General features: G+C 62.9%; 11 protein-coding genes. 3 read left to right on the forward strand and 8 right to left on the reverse strand.

Annotation, left to right across the window (positions count from 1 at the left end):
* Positions 1 to 53: 53 nt before the first annotated feature.
* Both J5J06_18945 and mnmA read right to left on the reverse strand, forming a co-directional pair.
* Positions 54 to 3074: a hypothetical protein gene (locus J5J06_18945; protein MCO6439173.1), complete on the reverse strand. Its 3021-nt coding sequence runs from the start codon at positions 3072 to 3074 to the stop codon at positions 54 to 56.
* 240 nt (positions 3075 to 3314) lie between these two features.
* Positions 3315 to 4580, reverse strand: a complete 1266-nt coding sequence (gene mnmA / locus J5J06_18950; GenBank protein MCO6439174.1) for a tRNA 2-thiouridine(34) synthase MnmA — start codon at positions 4578 to 4580, stop codon at positions 3315 to 3317.
* Between the two features lie 176 nt (positions 4581 to 4756).
* On the opposite strand from mnmA, the gene mutS reads away from it, so the two are divergent.
* Positions 4757 to 7363 carry a DNA mismatch repair protein MutS gene (gene mutS / locus J5J06_18955; GenBank protein MCO6439175.1) on the forward strand — a complete coding sequence of 869 codons (2607 nt, stop codon included), beginning with the start codon at positions 4757 to 4759 and terminating at the stop codon, positions 7361 to 7363.
* Between the two features lie 53 nt (positions 7364 to 7416).
* Here the strand turns inward: mutS and J5J06_18960 are convergent, their stop codons facing one another.
* The 6 genes from J5J06_18960 to J5J06_18985 all read right to left on the reverse strand — a co-directional run bounded on the left by J5J06_18960 (position 7417) and on the right by J5J06_18985 (position 14885).
* Complete coding sequence (locus J5J06_18960; protein ID MCO6439176.1) at positions 7417 to 8382, reverse strand: hypothetical protein; 966 nt, start codon at positions 8380 to 8382, stop codon at positions 7417 to 7419.
* Between the two features lie 259 nt (positions 8383 to 8641).
* Entirely contained in the window at positions 8642 to 9517 is an 876-nt protein-coding gene (locus J5J06_18965) for a hypothetical protein (GenBank protein ID MCO6439177.1), read from the reverse strand.
* A 231-nt stretch (positions 9518 to 9748) separates the two neighbouring features.
* Entirely contained in the window at positions 9749 to 11080 is a 1332-nt protein-coding gene (locus J5J06_18970) for a hypothetical protein (protein ID MCO6439178.1), read from the reverse strand.
* 85 nt (positions 11081 to 11165) lie between these two features.
* The gene (locus J5J06_18975; protein ID MCO6439179.1) at positions 11166 to 11705 is read right to left on the reverse strand and encodes a ClbS/DfsB family four-helix bundle protein; all 540 of its coding nucleotides are present in this window, start codon (positions 11703 to 11705) and stop codon (positions 11166 to 11168) included.
* Between the two features lie 36 nt (positions 11706 to 11741).
* Positions 11742 to 13166, reverse strand: coding sequence for a hypothetical protein (locus tag J5J06_18980; GenBank protein MCO6439180.1), 1425 nt, complete (start codon positions 13164 to 13166; stop codon positions 11742 to 11744).
* 321 nt (positions 13167 to 13487) lie between these two features.
* Complete coding sequence (locus tag J5J06_18985; GenBank protein ID MCO6439181.1) at positions 13488 to 14885, reverse strand: class II fumarate hydratase; 1398 nt, start codon at positions 14883 to 14885, stop codon at positions 13488 to 13490.
* Positions 14886 to 15235: 350 nt separating this feature from the next.
* Here J5J06_18985 and J5J06_18990 point away from each other — a divergent pair, with 350 nt between their 5' ends.
* Together J5J06_18990 and J5J06_18995 are read left to right on the forward strand one after the other, a co-directional pair.
* Positions 15236 to 16636: a hypothetical protein gene (locus J5J06_18990; GenBank protein ID MCO6439182.1), complete on the forward strand. Its 1401-nt coding sequence runs from the start codon at positions 15236 to 15238 to the stop codon at positions 16634 to 16636.
* A 90-nt stretch (positions 16637 to 16726) separates the two neighbouring features.
* On the forward strand, positions 16727 to 18136 hold the full coding sequence (locus J5J06_18995; GenBank protein ID MCO6439183.1) for a hypothetical protein: 1410 nt from the start codon (positions 16727 to 16729) through the stop codon (positions 18134 to 18136).
* Positions 18137 to 18139 lie beyond the last annotated feature (3 nt).

Consider the following 18139-nt stretch of genomic DNA (forward strand, 5'->3'; position numbering starts at 1 on the left):
TACCGCATCGTGCGATGGCTGCTGCCCGGGCCCGAGGGACGCGAACGGGCGGTCTACGGAGTGAGATCCGCCAGGAACGGCGGGTCGGGGCAGGCGGGCTGGCCTTGCGGACCGGAACCGCCCGGCCACGAGAACGGATAGAACTCCCGCCCGCTGCCGGTGGAGAAGGCATTCACCGCCTGGAGAATGTCTGGTCCGTTGACCGTGCGGTCGAGCTGTTCGCCGTTCAGATCACCCCAGGTGATGTGCAATCCCTCGCCGGGTGAAGCGAAGGTCTGCACCAGTGCTGTGATGTCCAGCCCGCTCATTTGTCCGTTGGGCGGCGTCCAAGCGCCAGCGGGTGTCGGCGGCGTGGTCGTGTTGTCGCCGGTCGCGGAGAAGGTACCGGTGACGTCCGCCCACCAGCGCCCGTTGGAGGGCACGGGTGCCGTGGCCACGTCAAGCGGGGCCGAGAAGATCACGCCGTCCAGCGTCGTGGCGATCTCGTAGCCCGATCCCGGAGCAATCATGCAACCGCCGACGTGGATCGTCGGCATCGTGGCGAAGTCGAACATCGGCGGCGCGGCGTCCGCGACGAGATAGGTCAGACCTTCTCCCGCGATGGCCGCCGGTGTCGTCCGCGGCGTGCTGATAAACCAGCCGATACCCGACGGGACGTGGCGAACGCGGTAACCGTGGGGCGTTCCGGCCATGAGGGGATCCGCAACGAAGGACACGTAGCGGTTCTTGAGCGCGCCGTGGGGATAGGCGGTTGCGGCCTTGGGGGGCAGCAGGCCGCCGGAGCAGGGTGCGAACGTCGGCGGATCGCCGCCTTCGGTCCACGCCCCGGCGAACGAGGCAAAATCGCCGCAGTCCACGTCATTGTCGGCGTTGAAGTCGAAAATGGCACAGCCGGGCGGGACCGGAGAAACGCCATCTCCCGTATAGCAGGGAGCGAATGCATTGTAATCCGACTGGTTGACCTGCTGGTCGCCGTTGGAATCTCCATACACCACGGTGCATTCGGCATAGGTGAGGGATATGTCGTCGATGTTCCATCCGCAGAAGTGCCAGCCGACGTCGGTTGGTCCCATCGTCCAGCGCAGGTAGACCGTCGGCTGATTGTCGGCGATCGCGGAAATGTCAATTTCCTGAGGCGTCCAAACGGAGTCCGCGATTTCGCCTGAGTTTTGCCAAACCGTAGTCCAACTCGAGCCGTTCGTGCTCACGCGAACACTTGCCTCGTCGTATTCCGAAGTTTCGACCCCGAGCCAGCGCCAGAACCGCAGACGCACGCCCGATCTTCCGGAGCAATTGATAGGCGCGGAGGTGAGATGCTGCTCGCCCATATTGTTGGTGTAATCTCCCGACAGGTTGTATCCGTACACGGACGGTCCAGTATGACCGCTCGTCGGATCGGGCGAGCCGTATTCGCCGCCGCCGCCGGTGGGCGTGCCATATGCCCATTGCCCTTGCGTCGACCAGCCGGGATTCGTGTCGAGATTTTCGGTGTAGAAAACCACGTTCCCTGTCGTCATCGAGGCCGTGTGAACCACTGCCGGGGCCGAAGCCGGATCGGTCGTTGTGCCATTGTCGCCGTCGATCGAGAAGTAGTACTGCGGCTGAGACAGGCAGTTGGTTGCGGGAAGCGTCGCCGTAAACGAAGGTCCGCCGAGATAAATCATGGGCACGGCCGTGTACGCGGCATCGGGATCATAACGGTAATACATCGTGGCTGATGACGCGTTCAGATTCTCGTCGGCGGAAGTGACCGTTGCGGCGACGGGAATGTCCGAACCCGCCTGGAGCGTTGTCGGCAGCCCATCGTGAAAATTGAAAACCGTGTTGCGCACCCAATCCGATCCCGTGAGGTGCAGGATCGCCGGCAGGATCTCTTCGTTGTTGGGAATGATTTGATCCGGCGGGAGGACGAACCCGGGGTTAGACGACGCCGGCCGCAGCTCGTAACTGAAAGACAGCACGTTGCGAATCGCATAGGTCCAGTCAAGGGATCCCCCACTGGCGGGGTAGATGGTCGTGTAGATCGGACCGGCCGTGTAAAGAACGCCGTGCACGCCCTGGATGAGCTGCTGCATGGCCAAGCCTACGGCCGAGTATACCACCTGATCCGGTGGAAGTTCGGATGTGAATCCCCACGGCCAGAGGATCAGTTGCGAGTAGCTGTGTATGTCGAGCTGGGCGCGGGTCTGCGGATTGGCCAGAAACAGGTCGCGCAGCGCCTGCGTTTCCGGCTCGGAAAACGCGGAGGGTCCCCGATAGGTGTCGTCGCTGGGGGTGGGACTCGTGCCGGCTCCGCCCCACTCGTAGCCCCAATTGCGGTTGATATCCACGCCGAAGCTGCCGTCGCCGTTGTTGCGCCGGTTCTTGCGCCAGAGCCGGTAACTGGTCCAGGTGTACACGTAGCCGTCGGGGTTGCCCACCGGGATGAGGATCCACTCCACATTGTCCACGAGATCGGTGACGGTTGCGTTGATGCCGTAGTTGTCCAGCAGGTACGTGGCGACATACTGCGGAACCGTAGCCGCAATCCACTCCCGCGCATGGACCGATGAGAAGTAGATCACCGACGGGGCGAAGGGGCTCTGGTTGGCTCCCGCAATGCGTATTCCCCAGATCGTTCGGCCTTCCCATGTGGTACCCACCGGAATGACCTGGGCGAGCGTGGGGTGGGCCGCCGCCAGTTGGTTCAGGTACGTCACGATGGCGTTGTAGTCGTGGTAATCGTCGAACCAGGCCAGTTGAGTTTTTCTGACCGGGCGCTCGGCGTCGATCAGCGCCTGGAGGTTTTCGATGAGCGTCTGGGGATCGAGGCCCAGTGCCCGAAGACGTGGGAGGTCGGTGCGACGAACCACGACCTCGACGGAGCCGATTCCCGGATGCTCCGACCAGAACGTCTCGATGATCTTCTCGACCTCGGCATATTGCTGTTTTGAGGTGATATTCACCCTTGCCACGATGTAGTCATCGAAGCGCTTGGCCGCCGGCGGGCTGTCCGCAGGCGCCTGCTCCGCATGGACAACCGGGCCGGCGGAGAGAAGTACAAGGAGATTCGTGAGGAGAATTCGGGGGACCATGAGATTCCTTCCATGCGGGATGCTGCACGGCGGCTGGCGGGGACATCTGCACGTCCACAGCCGCGCGCCATCGATCCGTGTTTCCGCGAGAAATCGCAACCCATCATAACGGAATCAGCGACCGCGATTCAACGAAGCCAATCTGGATTTGTTTCCCCGAGTGTTTTCCGGCAGGCTTGAATTGTTCGCGGCGCCGTGGGCGGGACCGATATTTCGCGTTTGGCAATCACCGAACCGCCATCATTCCTCGCGCTCGATCCATCCTCCGCCGAGCACCACGTCACCGTCGTAGAACACCGCGGCCTGTCCGGGCGTGACGGCCCGCTGAGGCTCATCGAACACCACGCGTGCCCGGCCGCCTTCGAGTGGATGTACCGTCGCGGGCGCGGCCGTGTGCAGGTAGCGGATTTTCACCGCCGCGCGGAATCCCCCGTTTGCGTCGCGCGGGAAGTCTTGCAGGTCGTGGATATCAACAAGAAAGTTGCAGCGCTCGGCGATGAGCGACGGACTGTGCAGGTGCTCGGCATCGCCCAGCGTGACGGTGTTGCTGAGCACGTTGAGCGCCGTAACGTAGACCGGGCGTCCCGCGGCGATGCCCAGCCCGCGGCGCTGGCCGATGGTGTAATTGCCAATGCCCTCGTGCCGGCCGATGACCTTGCCCGTGGGATCGACCACCTCCCCGGGCACGAACGCTTCGGGACGGCGGGCGCGAACGACTTCGGTGTAGTCGTCGTTGGGTACGAAGCAGATCTCGACCGAATCGGGCTTGTCCGCGTTGGGGAAGCCGTGCTCCGCGGCGATGCGGCGGACGTCGTCCTTGATGAGATCGCCCAGCGGGAAGATCACCCTGTCGAGCACGGGCCGGCGGACGCCGAACAGCACATAGGATTGATCCTTGCGGGCGTCGCGGGCGCGGCAGAGGACCCGCCGGCCGGCGCGCTCGCCGATGCGGGCGTAGTGGCCGGTGGCGACGTACTTCGCACCCACGGCGTCGGCGTAGTCCAGCAGCTTGCCGAACTTGAGCTGGTCGTTGCAGGTGACGCAGGGGTTGGGCGTGCGTCCGGCCGCGTACTCGGCCGCGAAGTGATCGATGATCCTGGCGAAGTCAGCCTCGAAGTTCAGGGCGTAGAAGGGCACGCCGAGCTTGCCGGCGACGAATCGCGCGTCGCCGGCGTCGGCCGCGCTACAGCAGCCGCGGCGCTCGCGTCCGGCGGGAGTTTCCTGAGCGGCATTCTTCGTAGGGTGCGTCCCCTGACGCACGTCCTCGATATTCGTAGTCGAGGGGGCCAAGCTGATTGGCGCCGTCGAGTCGTTCTCGATCCGAACGTCGCAAGTTCTTTCCTGTTGCCCGTTGCCCCTTGCCTGTTGCCTCTCCCCGGCGTGGCTCCCTACGCGCATGAAGAGCCCGACGACCTCGTAGCCCTGCTCGACGAGCAGGGCGGCGGCCACGCTGGAATCCACCCCGCCGCTCATGGCGACGACGACTTTTTCGCGGTTCTGGCCCATTGCTCGGCATTATAGTCGCATACCGCGGACTGTCAGAATCCCGGACAACCGGTACGATGTCGGACTGGAAATACCTGATTCTGAGCACCAAAGATCCCTGATACACCTTGGCATCTGATCCTGCGACAACCACCTCCCCCTCCGTGCCGGCGCCGTCGGACGCCCTCACGCCGGCTATGCGCCAATATGTGGAGCAGAAAGCCCGCGTGGGCGACGCCGTGCTGCTCTTCCGCATGGGCGACTTCTACGAGACCTTCTACGACGACGCCGTGCTCTGCTCGAAGGTGCTGGGCATCGCCCTGACCACCCGCGACCGCAACAGCCCGAATCCCGTGCCGCTGGCGGGCATTCCGCACCACGCCCTGGAGAGCTACCTCAAGAAGCTCGTCGCCGCGGGCCATCGCGTGGCCATCTCCGAGCAGCTCGAGAACCCCAAACAGGCCAAGGGCGTGGTCAAGCGCGACGTGGTCCGTATCGTCACCGCGGGCACGCTCACCGACGACGCCCTGCTGCCCGGCAGCGAAGACTGCGTGCTGGCAGCCATCTGCCTGCGCGGCGATGACACAGGTCTGGCACTGGTTGAACTGGCGAGCGGGCGGTTCGAAGTGGTCGACTTGACCCGCGACACGCTGCTGGACGAACTTGTCCGCGCCGCCCCGGCCGAGTTGTTGATTGACGACGATCGCCAGGGCGACGCCGCCAAGCTCGGCGAACAACTCCGCCACGCCTGCGACACCATGCTCTCGCGCCGCCCGGCCCACGAATTTGCCGCCTCCACCGCCGAGCGCGTTCTCTTGGATCACCTCGGCGTGGCGACGCTCGCCGGATTCGGCTTCGAGGAATCGGGCGCGGGTGTTTGCGCTGCGGGCGTGCTTGTGCAATACCTCCGCGAGACGCAGCGCACGGCGCTGACCCACATCACCGCTCTGCGCCGCCGGGGCAGCAACGACGCCCTTCAGATCGACCACGCCACCTGGCGTTCGCTGGAGATCGACCGCACGCTCCGCTCCGGTTCGCGTGAGGGCACGCTGCTGCACGCCATCGACCGCACCGTTCACCCAGCCGGTACACGCCGCCTGCGGCACTGGCTTCGCGCCCCGCTGATCGACGCCGACGCCATCGTCGCCCGGCAGGATGCCGTCGCCTTTTTGCTCGATCAGAACCTCGTCCGGCGGCGACTCCGCGAGCGGCTCCGCCAGATGTCCGACGTGGAGCGCATCGCCTCCCGCGTGGCCTTGCGCCGGGCGTCACCGCGCGACTTGGCCGCGCTGGGTCGAACCCTGCGGACGTTGCCGTCACTGGCCGAGCCGCTGACTGACAGTCGCGTGGCCTTGCTTGCGGCGATCGCCGCCGACCTGACCGGATTGGGTGATCTCGCGGAATACCTGGCCGGCGCCGTGCTCGACGATCCGCCGCCGCACGCACGCGAAGGCGGCTACATCGCCGACGGCTTCGACGCCGAGCTCGACCGCCTCCGTTCCATCGGGCGCGACGGCCAGAGCTGGCTCACCGACTTCCAACGGAGGGAAGTCCAGCGCACGGGCATCCCGCAGCTCAAGGTCGGGTTCAACCGCGTGTTCGGCTACTATATCGAGGTCTCGCACGCCGCCCGGGCGGAGGTGCCGGCCGAGTACATCCGCAAGCAGACCATCAAGAACGCCGAGCGCTACATCACCGAGGAACTCAAGAATCACGAGCAGGAAGTGCTCACCGCCGCCGAGCGAGCGGTCGAGCGCGAAGCGATTCTGTTCGAGCAGGTCATCGCTCGTGTTGCGGAGAGGATGCAGCCGCTGCTGGCCCTGGCCGACGCGCTGGGAAGGCTCGATGTACTCGCGGGGATGGCGGAGTTCGCTTCCCAGCGCCGGTGCGTTCAACCGGAAATCGTCGAAGGCAACACGTTGGACATTCGCGACGGACGCCACCCCGTTCTCGATCAGACCCTCGGCGACGCCTTCGTGCCCAACGACACGCTACTGGCCGATCCCGACGCCCGCCTCTTCGTCATCACCGGACCGAACATGGCCGGCAAGAGCACCTACATCCGCCAGGTCGCGCTGCTCACGCTGCTCGCCCAGATCGGCGCCTTTGTCCCGGCGCGATCCATGCGTTTCTCGCTGGCCGATCGTCTCTTCGCACGCGTCGGCGCCTCCGACGAGATCATGCGCGGGCAGTCCACGTTCATGGTCGAGATGACCGAGGCCGCCAACATCCTGCACCACGCCACGTCGCGTTCGCTGGTGGTGCTCGACGAACTCGGCCGGGGCACAAGCACCTTCGACGGGCTCGCCCTCGCCTGGGCCATTACGGAGCACCTGGCCAACGCCGTCCGCTGCCGGTGCCTCATCGCCACGCACTACCACGAAATGACCGAGCTTGCCGAGCTGCTCTCCGGCGTGAAGAACTACAACGTTGCCGTTCGCGAGCTGCCCGCGGAGCGCGGCCGGGAGTCCGGCATCGTCTTCCTTCATCGCATCGTCGAAGGCGGCGCCAGCCAGAGCTACGGGCTGCACGTCGCTCGTCTGGCCGGCATTCCCCGCGAGGTCGTCTCGCGCGGTCGGGAAGTGCTCGACGAACTCCAGCGCGGGTTTGAGCGCGAGTCGCGCACGCCTCAGCTTTCCCGTGGACGATCGCGCGAGGACGATCAGATGATGCTCTTTCGCGACCCGGCCGAGGAGCTCGCCAGGGAACTCGACGCGGTCGATCCCGACCGGATCACGCCGCTGGAAGCCCTGCGGCGCATTCAGGAGTGGAAGGAGCGGCTGAGGAGGCCGAGTTCGCAATGAGGTTGCCGCAGGATACGGCGAAGGGATCGACTCGCACGGCGGACCCTACTCCGTTATTGCCCGCCGGATCGGCGAAACTCGGGCGGGAGCGGCTCAAGATAGAACGGCCCGAGGTCGACTTCGCCGACCCAAGGATTCGGGACTTTGCACTCCCGGGCGGCGTCGCGCGAAAAGCGCAGTTGGAGGTCAAACTCCCGGTCTTCAAGTCCCACAATTTCAGTCGACGCGGCGAAATTCAATGTTGCGGTTCCCTTGGCAGCGCAGAGGAGCCCGATCAGCGTCTCCTTCTCGCCGGAGAAAGCAATCACTTCGAACGCTATGGATGCTGGGATTCCGCGCTTTGCCGAGAATGCCATGCTCCGGTAGTTCTGCAGCCCGATGCCGAAACTGCTCTTTGTTTGAGTGATATTGAATTCTCGCCTCACGAATTCGGCGATGCTTTTTGAATTGGGGTTGTCGTGATCAAGAGGGACCGCACTTACATTCGCGTGAAGTTCGATTGGGTGCGAGCAATCCACGGACACACCGTCGGGTCGCACAAGGGTAGCCGCGACCGCCGCTGTGTAGGTAATGTCATAGTCGCCTTGATGAAACACATAGGGAACGCCAAATCTGTTATGGTAACGATCTCCGCTCCACGCCCCAAAACGGTGGAAGCGTGCCACGCCTCTCGTTTTCGTATCTCTTCCGTCATCAGTTTCGATGCGAATGGATTCGTCCTCAAATTGAAGTGGGAAATGCTTCATGCCGGCGAACACATGCGCGCTGAAGGGAATCCTCACTAGAACTGTAGCATGCAGAGCGACATCGCCATCGAGAATGTATTCGGTCTCAATGCTGGCGTCTTCAACGAGAACATCGCAATAATCCGACTCATGACCATAGAGCGTATTGCTCCCCCATGCATATTCCAATAGCTTTCGCAAATTGGCACGTATCTTCGCAGCGGTCGCCGTGCGATCCCTAAGTTCATCCAGGGCCCAGATCAGCAACGGCTCATCCACAACGATCGCCCGCATGTCCACTCGATTCACCGCTTCTTCGAGGGCCTGCTTCGACCCATGTCGCGCAAGAAATGACACCGCCGAATTCGGCATCGACTTCAAGATCGAGACGTCTCGGAATTGAACATACCCCATCCCACCGACGACCAGCATCCCGACCAACCCGACCACGATGGGCAACTTCCGCCTGCGGCGCTCGCCGAAGACCATGCCCTGTTCCACCGGACGGCCGCATTCCGGGCACTGGCCGGTCTCGTTTCCGGTGAGGTTGTAGTCACAGCGCTGGCAATGCGGCGTGTCGCCCCGGCGGACACCTCGCCAGCCGAAGGCGATAAGGGCGAAAAAGCCGAGCGTCAGCAGGATCAGAACTGCATACATGGTGCTTGCATCGCAGCAATTGGATTTGGCTTCGGCACGGCGTTATGTTACCCCAGCCGAAGGCGCAAACCCAATGCAGAATCCGACAGGTGACCAACAGGGACGAGTTACTGGTCTCCGGGATTTTCTCTCTGCCGGAAGCGCTCCGCCTCGCGGGCCAGATCGCCGCGCCCGCAGCCAGAAACACGACCCAGTCGATCGGCACCCGGTATCGCGGCATGTAGACCACGACGTAGTACACCAATGGGAAAAACAGGATCGGCGATAGCACGGCCACGCGCTGGGGAACGGACATCGCAGGCCAGGCTCGCCACAGGCCGATGGCTCCTAAAATCGTCAGAAGCGTGATGAAGGCAGCCACCGACGCCGCCGTGTACCAGGGGCCGAACCAGGTGTGCAGGATGCGGCATCCGGTGAGGCGGAGGAACTCGTCCGGGTGGGCTCGAATCCATGAGAAGGCTTTCGTTCGTGCCCTCCTCATGTATTCGGCTTCGCCAAGATCGCGACACAGTTGGGCTTCGGTCAGGTTGATGCCCGGGTGCGGCATGCCGTCGCCCTCCCGACGATCCATTGCCTCCACGTCGGCCACGGCGCCCTCGTGGTTGCCCATGCGCAGTTCCAGTCCGAAGTTGCTGCGCATGAAGAAGAACTCGCCGAGGACGGAGTAGTTCCGCCAGGTCCAGGGAACGCATACCAGAATCGCGCTGAGGATCATCACCGCGGCCCCCGATCGGAATCGCTCGCGCCGCATCCAATAGAGATCAAAGGCCACGCAGCCCAGCCATACCAGGAGAATCGCGGGGGCGAAATGAAACGCGACGCCAAAGCCAAGTCCGATGGCCAGCGCGCCGAGAAGCCGCGGTCGATCCCGACCGGATCACGCCGCTGGAAGCCCTGCGGCGCATTCAGGAGTGGAAGGAGCGGCTGAGGAGGCCGAGTTCGCAATGAGGTTGCCACGGAACGCGGGGGGGAGAGATCGATTCGCCCGGTGAACATCAATTCATTACTGACCGCCGGATCGGCGAAACTTGGGCGGGAGCGGCTCAAGATAGTACGGACCCAGATCGACCTCGCCGACCCAGGCGTTCTGAATTTTGCATTCGCGAGCAACGTCGGGGGAGAAGCGAAGGAGGATGTTGAATTCCTGGCCGTCAAGGTCGACTCCATTCTCAGGATCCTCGAATTCAGCTCTCGAGTCGCCTTCGCTGGTACATAGCGTTCCTATTGCGGCTTGTGCACCTTCCGAGACGGCAAAGACCTCAAAGGCCATCGACGTTGGGGCCGGTTTCCTCGCCCTGATCGTTATCGTGTGGAACATAAACCACGCTCCATTGGCGTTGTCATGCGAAACGAGCGCGGGGCCAATCTCCAGCGATTCCCGGATTGTAGCGGCCATATCGGGTAAATCGCCGGAACCGAATTCCAGCGGCGACGCGGTTGCGCGTTCTTGAAGGGTAAACTCGCGGCAGCATGCCGTACCCGTGCCTCGAGTCGTGCGCAGGCAGGTGCGACCTGAATAATCAATCATGTAATCACCTGCGTGGATTGCGCAATGAATTTCTTTGTTGCTGCGAAAGGTCAAACCCATCAAATCAATCAAGTACCCGTGGCCCGTCACTGAGTAATCAACGGGGTCGCCTCCGCATCTCGATTGGATACGCATGCGTTCGTCCTGAGTCGTGATCCAAAGGCGGAGATCCTCCGCCTCACTCGCAGCCGCACAGGGTAGGCTAAACTCGACCGATGCACGTACGGCTTTATCGCCAGCGAACATCGGTTCCACGATCAGGGTTGGCGAGTCCAAAAAGAACTCGCAGTATTGAGCCTCGTGCCCGGAGAGATTGCCGGAATACCACGCGCGGACAAGAAGTTTGCACCAATCGGCGCATTTGCCGGTCGCCGGTGACGGGCACTCTCGTGCGCGGCGGAACGCTTCGAGAAGCAACGCCTCGTCGACGTCCGTCAACTTGCCTTCGAGGCGATCCATGGCTTCGTCAAACGCGTCCTTCGAGCCCCAACGAGCTAGAAATGACACAGCCGAATTCGGCAGCGACTTCAAGATCGAGACGTTTCGGAATTGAACATACCCCATCCCACCGACGACCAGCATCCCGATCAAACCGATGACAATGGGTATCCTCCGCCTCCGGCGTTCGCCGAAGACCACGCCCTGTTCCACCGGACGGCCGCATTCCGGGCACTGGCCGGTCTCATTTCCGGTGAGGTTGTAGTCACAGCGGCGGCAGTGCGGCGTGTCGCCTTGACGGACACCTCGCCAGCCGAAGGCGACAAGGGCGATGCAAGCAACTGCGAGCAGTCCAAGTGCAATGTACATGGCACGTCTCTGGCGGCATTTGATCTGCTTTTCCGGACCACCATCATAGAGCGAATTGCGAAGCGACTCCACGCCCTCAGCAGCGTTACAGGCGTCGGCGCGTTGAGCGTTGCCCCGTCGGCTGACCCTGCTGCACAAGCCGCTTCAGCTTCTTCTGCGCCCAGCGGTAGTGTCCGCTGGTGTTGGGATGGAAATAACTCGTCAGCGGGAGCTTGCGGGCCTTGCCGCACCACGCGTAGTAACCCGGCTCCAACAGCTCTCGTTCGGACCGGGCTTCCAGCAGCTTAAGCACCTTCCGGTGCGACGCGCGCAGCTTGCGGCGAGCCTCGTCCGGCGAGACATCTTTGTATTGCTCGTAAATGTGTTCGTTGAGCGCCGGGCACTGCCCCCACGTGAATCCCGGCGCGGGCATCTCCGGCATGCCTTTCAGCCCGTCCCGGTACCAGCGCAGGCACATGTTGTGCCATTCGTGCACGTGCGTGAGCACGTCCACGCCGCCACGGACTTCGGCATAGAGCCCCGGCCGGGCGAGGCTTTCATCGGTGATTTGCTTCAAGAGGACGGCGAGCGCCTCCCATGAATTCTCAACGTCTTCAAGGAAAGCCTGTTTGGAGGCGAATTTCATGGCGGGTGCGGTGCTCCGGAATTCGCACCTTTCATTCTACGGCCCGAACACCTCCTGCAAATAGGCGAAATCCGCCAGATCGACTGTGTGCGAATCCTGCACGTCGTAGATGTCGCGGCAGAAGAAGTAGGGCGGCGTGTGCGCCGGACCGGAAAACCCGAGGCAGAACGTATACGCGGCGTAGTCCAGCAGATCGACGTCCGCGTCGTGGTCGAAGTCGCACGGCTGATCGCACGCATCGGGAAAACCGTCTCCGTCGGAGTCCGCTTCGCAATCGTCGGGCAGGCCGTTGGCGTTACAGTCGCCGCTGAAACCGTCGCTGATATCGCAAGCGTCCGGCACGAGGTTGCCGTTGCAGTCCTGCTCGATCCCATCGGAGAGGTCACACAGGTCGGGCACCTGGTTGTCGTTGCAATCGAAGTCGATGCCGAAGGCGATGTCGAGGAAATCCGGGAATCCGTTTTCGTTGCAATCCGGCTGGCATTCGTCCGGCACGCCATTCCCGTCGAAATCGTAGCTGTCACCGTCGGCGATGTCGCACGCGTCGGGTCGATCATTCTGGTTGCAGTCGGGATCGCACTCGTCGGGGAGGCCGTTCGCGTCGCAGTCATTGCTCGCGAGGTCGCATGCGTCCGGCAGGCCGTTGCGGTTGCAGTCGGGATCGACGCCATGAACCGTGCGGATCGTGGCGCTGAAAAGGATCCCCGCCGGTCCGCCGAGATCCCGCCCGTAAAGATAGAGCGCATTGGGCCCGGGCAGGAGAAGGTTCGTAATGTCGATGTTCGTGACCTTGGACGTAAACCGATGGCTTCCGCCGGAGAGTCCTCCGGGGATTGCCGCTTCGTTCAGGTAGGCGCCGGCATTGAGTTCATCCCCCAGCCGGTCATCCACGGCCCATGATAGATTGAGGTACACAAGCTCGTCCGTCGGCGGATTCCAGTTGAAGTTTATGGCATAGAGGGCGCTGCCGGCCGCGTCATCCGCATTGGGCAGAGGCGACACCCATTGGGCGATGGGGTCCGATGGCACCGTGCGAATCCAGTTGTCAAGCGGAGCGACGACAAAGGGGAATGGTCCGCGTCGAGCGGCGAGGAAGGCGAGAGGGTTGAATATCCCCGCGAATCCGCTGTTGGGCGGACCCGCGAACATCGTGACTTTCGAATCGGATTCGCCCGGAATACCGTTGCCACTGCGGAGAATGATCACCGGGCCCACGTCGCATTCGTCGGGGATGCCGTTGCCGTCGCAGTCGCCGCTCGTCCCGGATTGCAGGTCGCACGCGTCGGCCAGCCCGTTGTTGTTGCAGTCTTCGAATTCGTCGGGAACGCCGTTGTTGTTGCAGTCGCCTTGGGCGAGCTGCGCCGATGTCGACCGGTCCGCTTGCGCCTGCGCGGCAATTGGCGCGGCCGCGGCAAGCCATGCTACGGTGGCGATAACGAATCCCTTCGAACGCGGCGACACCCCCCAGCCTCCACGAACGCAATCTCACCCCGGGTTGAAACGGAGGGTTACTCTATCAGGGCGGCCGCAGGGGCGAAAGAAGCGCGCACCGGCGCAAAGTCATGGTTCAAGCTCGCGCGCTCGCGGATTGAAACGCGGCTTCTAACCGACGTGCGCGAGGACATTGCTCGATAGCGCCGACACACGAGCGCCAAGAATCGAAGGCACGCGAACCACCTGGACCATAATGCTGGACTCCGGCGTCGGCCGAAATGACGATCACGGACCGCGCGCCCTGATTCTTCACTTCTGCAATCCGATTTCACCATTCTGCGTCCGGCGCTACCCCGGCTTCGTCATCGACATCGGATCGAGCGTGTGATCGAGATCGGCGTCGGAGAGAACCTTCTTCTCCCGGGCGACTTGGCGGACGGTCTTGCCAGAGGCGTACGCTTCCTTGGCGATGGCCGCGGCCTGGTCGTAACCGATCTTGGGAGCCAGCGACGTGCACATGGCCAGCGAGCCCTCGATCAGCGCGGCGCAGCGCTCGGTGTCGGCCTCGATCCCCGCCACGCAGCGATCCGCAAACGTACGCACACCGTTGGTCAGCAGGCGGATGCCCTCGAGCAGGTTGTGGGCCATCAGGGGCATGCCCACGTTGAGCTCGAAAAAGCTCTCACGGCAAGCTAGCGTCGTCGCCACGTCCGCAGCGATGACCTGCCCGCAGACCTGCACGAGCATCTCGCTCATTACCGGGTTCACCTTGCCGGGCATGATGCTGCTTCCGGGCTGCGTCGCGGGCAGCTTGAGCTCCCCGATGCCGCAGCGCGGACCTGAGCCCAGCAGGCGGATGTCGTTGGCGACCTTGGCCATGCCGACGGCGGTCGCCTTCAGCAAACCGCTAGCCTCCGCCACGGCGTCCTTGGCGGCTTGGGCTTCGAAGTGGTCCTCGGCCTCGGTAAACGGAATGTTCGTCGCCTTGGTCAGTTCCGCGGCGATGCGCCGCCCGAATTCCGGATGCGTGTTGATGCCCGTGCCGACGGCTGTGCCGCCGATGGGCAGTTCGCGCAGGGCTTCCACGGCGCGGGTGGCGCGCTGCGCGGCGAGCTGCGCCTGCCGGGCATACCCCGCGAATTCCTGTCCGAGCCGAACCGGCGTGGCGTCCTGAAGGTGCGTGCGCCCGATCTTGACGATGGCGTCGAATGCCGTCGCCTTCTTGTGAAGCTGCTGGTGAAGATGCTCCAGCGCGGGGATGAGGTCGTACTTCAGCGCCTCGGCCAGGGCGACGTGAATCGCGCCGGGAATCACGTCGTTGGACGACTGCCCCATGTTGACGTGGTCGTTGGGATGCACCGGCTCGCGCGAGCCGACCTTGCCGCCGGCGAGTTGGATCGCCCGGTTGGAGATCACCTCGTTGGCGTTCATGTTGGTGGAGGTGCCCGAGCCGGTCTGGTAGATGTCCAGGACGAAGTGCTTGTCGAGCTTGCCGTCGATGACATCCTGCGCGGCCGTGGCGATGAAATGCGTCCGCTCCGGATCGAGCTTGCCCAGTTCGAGGTTGACCTTGGCCGCCGCCTGCTTGATCAGCCCCATGGCCCGGATGAACCGCCGCCCGAAGCGGTACCCGCTGATGGGGAAGTTCTCCACCGCCCGCTGCGTCTGTGCGCCCCACAGGGCCCAGTCGGGAACGGTCATCTCGCCCATGCTGTCCTTCTCGATGCGTGCCTGGTCGGTGGTCATGCGGAAGCTCCTGTTCTGCGGCGGTACCTCGGCCGGTGCTTGTTCGACTGAATGATCCGTAAGGCGGGGTGTCGAATCGGCACGGGCGGCGCCCTGCGGATCGATCTACCCTGCATCGTATCGCGCCGATCGAGAAGGGGGTAGCACGCCGCGTGCCGGGAGAAAAATGCGGGATGGTGAATTCGGAATGCGGAAAGCTGGGCGGCGAGTGGGGAGCGACCTCCGTATTTTCCCTTCCCCGGTGCCGGTGATTCCGAAGAACCCCTCGATTTGTAACCCAGGCGGGCGTGGGAGCCGGTAGACTGAAGAATGTGAAATGCCCCGACATCTGATGCGCTGGAGCACCCGCCATGGCCGATCAACCCAGCTCCCGTCCCAAACGCCCTTTCCGCTGGCTCCTCCGGGGATTTCTCGCCCTCGTCGTGCTCGCCCTGCTGGCCGTCTGCGTGCTGGCCGTGATGGGCAAAGTCGCCGAGTCCCGCTGGGAGAAGCTGGCGGCCGAGATCCGCGCCTCGGGCCAGCCGCTGACGCTGGAGGAAGTCCTGGCCAGTCGCCCGTCGATTGCGCCGGAGGAAGACGGTGGCCCCATCATCCATGCGGCGCTGGAGAAGATCCAGGAACTTGAAGTCTCGCAAAAAGACGTGTTCATCCTGGGAGTCGAAGTCGAGTGCAGGTTCGAGTTTCCCGAGCGACTTAACGCAAGATGCCTGAAGTCCACGCGGGAGTATCTTGGCGCTAACGCCCCCGTGTTTTCTTTGCTGGATCAGTTGCTTGAGAAACCCCTCGCGTATCTTCACATTCCATACAAGGATCCGATGGACATATCGGGACCTGTTCTGCCCTTGATCAGCCGGTTGCGATTTCTGTCGAAGGCCGTCTACCTGGATGGGGCGCTGGCCGGAATGGATGGAGATGATCAGCACATGGTTCGCGACGTGCGGGTCATGCTTCGCTTGAGTCAATCGCTGTACGACGAGCCCGTACTGCTGACGCACCTTGTAGGCACCGCCATTGACGCCATGGCGGTTCGGCTCGTTCCGGACCTTCTGCAAATAAGAGTGTTCCCGGACAGCGCGCTGGCTGAATTGCAGGACGTAATTGACAGGCAGATTGCCAGCCGTTCGATGCGCATGGCTCTACTTGGCGAGCGTGCGCACGCCTTGAACTTTCTGAGCGCTATCAGAAGCATGTCCGGCAAGGCGCCACTGTTGTCATGGGATACGCTCGTCCCGTGGTACAGTGCGTGGTACTTGAGCCAGAGTCGCGTTGATATCATGCTCTATTATTCGCGCCTGATCGCGGCGGCGGAGACGTCACCCCATGCGTTGCTGGCAAAAGCGAGAGCGGAAGAAAAGAGGTCAAAGAAGTGGAGATTCCTTTCCACTTTTGTCAGTATCACCGCCCCAAGCATTTCCAACGCCGTTCGGCTTCATCTCCGCAGCCTTGCCGAATCCCGCTGCGTGATCGCCATTCTCGCTTCGGAGCGCTACCGCCTCGCCAACGGCGCCTTCCCGCAGGATTTGAGCGACTTGGTGCCGGCGTTTCTGGACGCCCTCCCGGCCGATCCGTTCGACGGCAAGCCGCTGCGCCTTAAGCACGAAGACGACGGCGCGCTGGTGATCTATTCGATTGGTGAGAACGAGACGGACGACGGCGGGTCGATCAATCCGCCTCAAGGCCGCGGTCGCGCTCCGGACGTCGGCTTCCGCCTCCTGCCACCGGAGCGGCGATCCGCGGTCTTGGTGGAGTAGTCAGGCGGGTCGCAGGCGAGTGCGGATTTCAGGAGCAGCATCATAGACGGGGCCGTAAAGCGGAATGACACTGCTGCAGGAGCGATACTGATGTCGGGCCGGAAACCGGCGAGAAAACGAGGCTGGGGACGCTGGCTCCTCCGGGGGTTTCTCGCCCTCGTCGTGCTCGCCCTGCTGGCTGTCTGCGTGCTGGCCGTGATGGGCAAGGTCGCCGAGTCCCGCTGGGAGAAGCTGGCGGCCGAGATCCGCGCCTCGGGCCAGCCGCTGACGCTGGACGAGGTCCTGGCCAGTCGCCCAGCGATCCCGCCGGAGGAGGACGGCGGGCCGATCATCTACGCAGCGCTAAGCGAACTGAAGAAAGTGGACGTCCCTTATGAGGGCGTCCTCATGCTGGACGACAAATGCGAGTTTGAGTTTCCGGAACGACTCGACGCGAAATGCCTGGAACACACGCGGGAGTATTTGAAATCGCATGCGGGAGTGCTCGACCAGCTTACAGAGCTGCTGGAGTATCCCGACGCGCGACTGCGCATTGAATACGCCAGCGATGTGATCGGGGCAATGTCGAGTTCATCGCATGTATTCTCGAAATTGCGCGACTTGTGCAAGATTCTGTATATCGATGCCGCCGTCGCGAGCGCCGATGGTGACCATGATCGCGCTGCTCGGGACACGACACTGCTGTTGCGGCTGGCGGGGGCAATACACGAAGAGCCGACGCTCATTGCGAACCTCATTGCCATGGCCGTCGAGTCCATGGCGGCTCGGCTCACAACCGAATCACTTCAGCTTCCGGAAACGGACGCCCCAATTCTGAAACGGCTACAGGTCGCGTGGGAACGGAGCGAGAAGATGCATGGGTTCCGAATGGTCTTGCTTGGCGAGAGGGCAGGCGACCTGAACATGATGACACCGACTTACGGATTCGCGCCTTCGCAACCAGGCGTCCTGACATCGCCGCCATGGTGGACTTCCGTCGTCGGCCTCCGCGCTTACTTCTTGAATTGCAATCGGATGAATCTCGCCGAATATTATTCTATTCTCATCGAGGCAACTGACCGTCTGCCGAAAGACCTTTGGTCGACTGCCCAGAGTGAAGAGAAAAGGCTTCAGAGCCGGAATCCGCTCAACATGTCTGCGGGCTTCGCAGCGCCAGTGGTCACCCGCGCTATTGAACTTCATCTTCGCAGCCTTGCCGAATCCCGCTGCGTGATCGCCATTCTCGCTTCGGAGCGATACCGACTCGCCAACGGCGCCTTCCCCGCAGAATTGAGCGACCTCGTGCCGGCTTTTCTGGACGGCGTCCCGGCCGATCCGTTCGACGACAAGCCGCTGCGCCTTAAGCACGAAGACGACGGCGCGCTGGTGATCTATTCGATTGGAGCGAACGAGACGGACGACGACGGGTCGATCGATCCGCCACAAGGCCGTGGTCGCGCTCCGGACGTCGGCTTCCGCCTCCTGCCGCCGGAGAAGCGGGCATTGCCGACGATCGAATGATCT

The organism is Phycisphaerae bacterium, from assembly GCA_024102815.1.
Classification (GTDB): Bacteria; Planctomycetota; Phycisphaerae; order UBA1845; family UBA1845; genus JAGFJJ01.

Coding starts and splice junctions, on each gene's coding strand:
- J5J06_18945 (MCO6439173.1), bottom strand. CDS start 3,074: ATGGTCCCCCGAATTCTCCTCACGAATCTCCTTGTACTTCTCTCCGCC.
- mnmA (MCO6439174.1), bottom strand. CDS start 4,580: ATGGGCCAGAACCGCGAAAAAGTCGTCGTCGCCATGAGCGGCGGGGTG.
- mutS (MCO6439175.1), top strand. CDS start 4,757: ATGCGCCAATATGTGGAGCAGAAAGCCCGCGTGGGCGACGCCGTGCTG.
- J5J06_18960 (MCO6439176.1), bottom strand. CDS start 8,382: ATGCGGGCGATCGTTGTGGATGAGCCGTTGCTGATCTGGGCCCTGGAT.
- J5J06_18970 (MCO6439178.1), bottom strand. CDS start 11,080: ATGTACATTGCACTTGGACTGCTCGCAGTTGCTTGCATCGCCCTTGTC.
- J5J06_18975 (MCO6439179.1), bottom strand. CDS start 11,705: ATGAAATTCGCCTCCAAACAGGCTTTCCTTGAAGACGTTGAGAATTCA.
- J5J06_18985 (MCO6439181.1), bottom strand. CDS start 14,885: ATGACCACCGACCAGGCACGCATCGAGAAGGACAGCATGGGCGAGATG.
- J5J06_18990 (MCO6439182.1), top strand. CDS start 15,236: ATGGCCGATCAACCCAGCTCCCGTCCCAAACGCCCTTTCCGCTGGCTC.
- J5J06_18995 (MCO6439183.1), top strand. CDS start 16,727: ATGTCGGGCCGGAAACCGGCGAGAAAACGAGGCTGGGGACGCTGGCTC.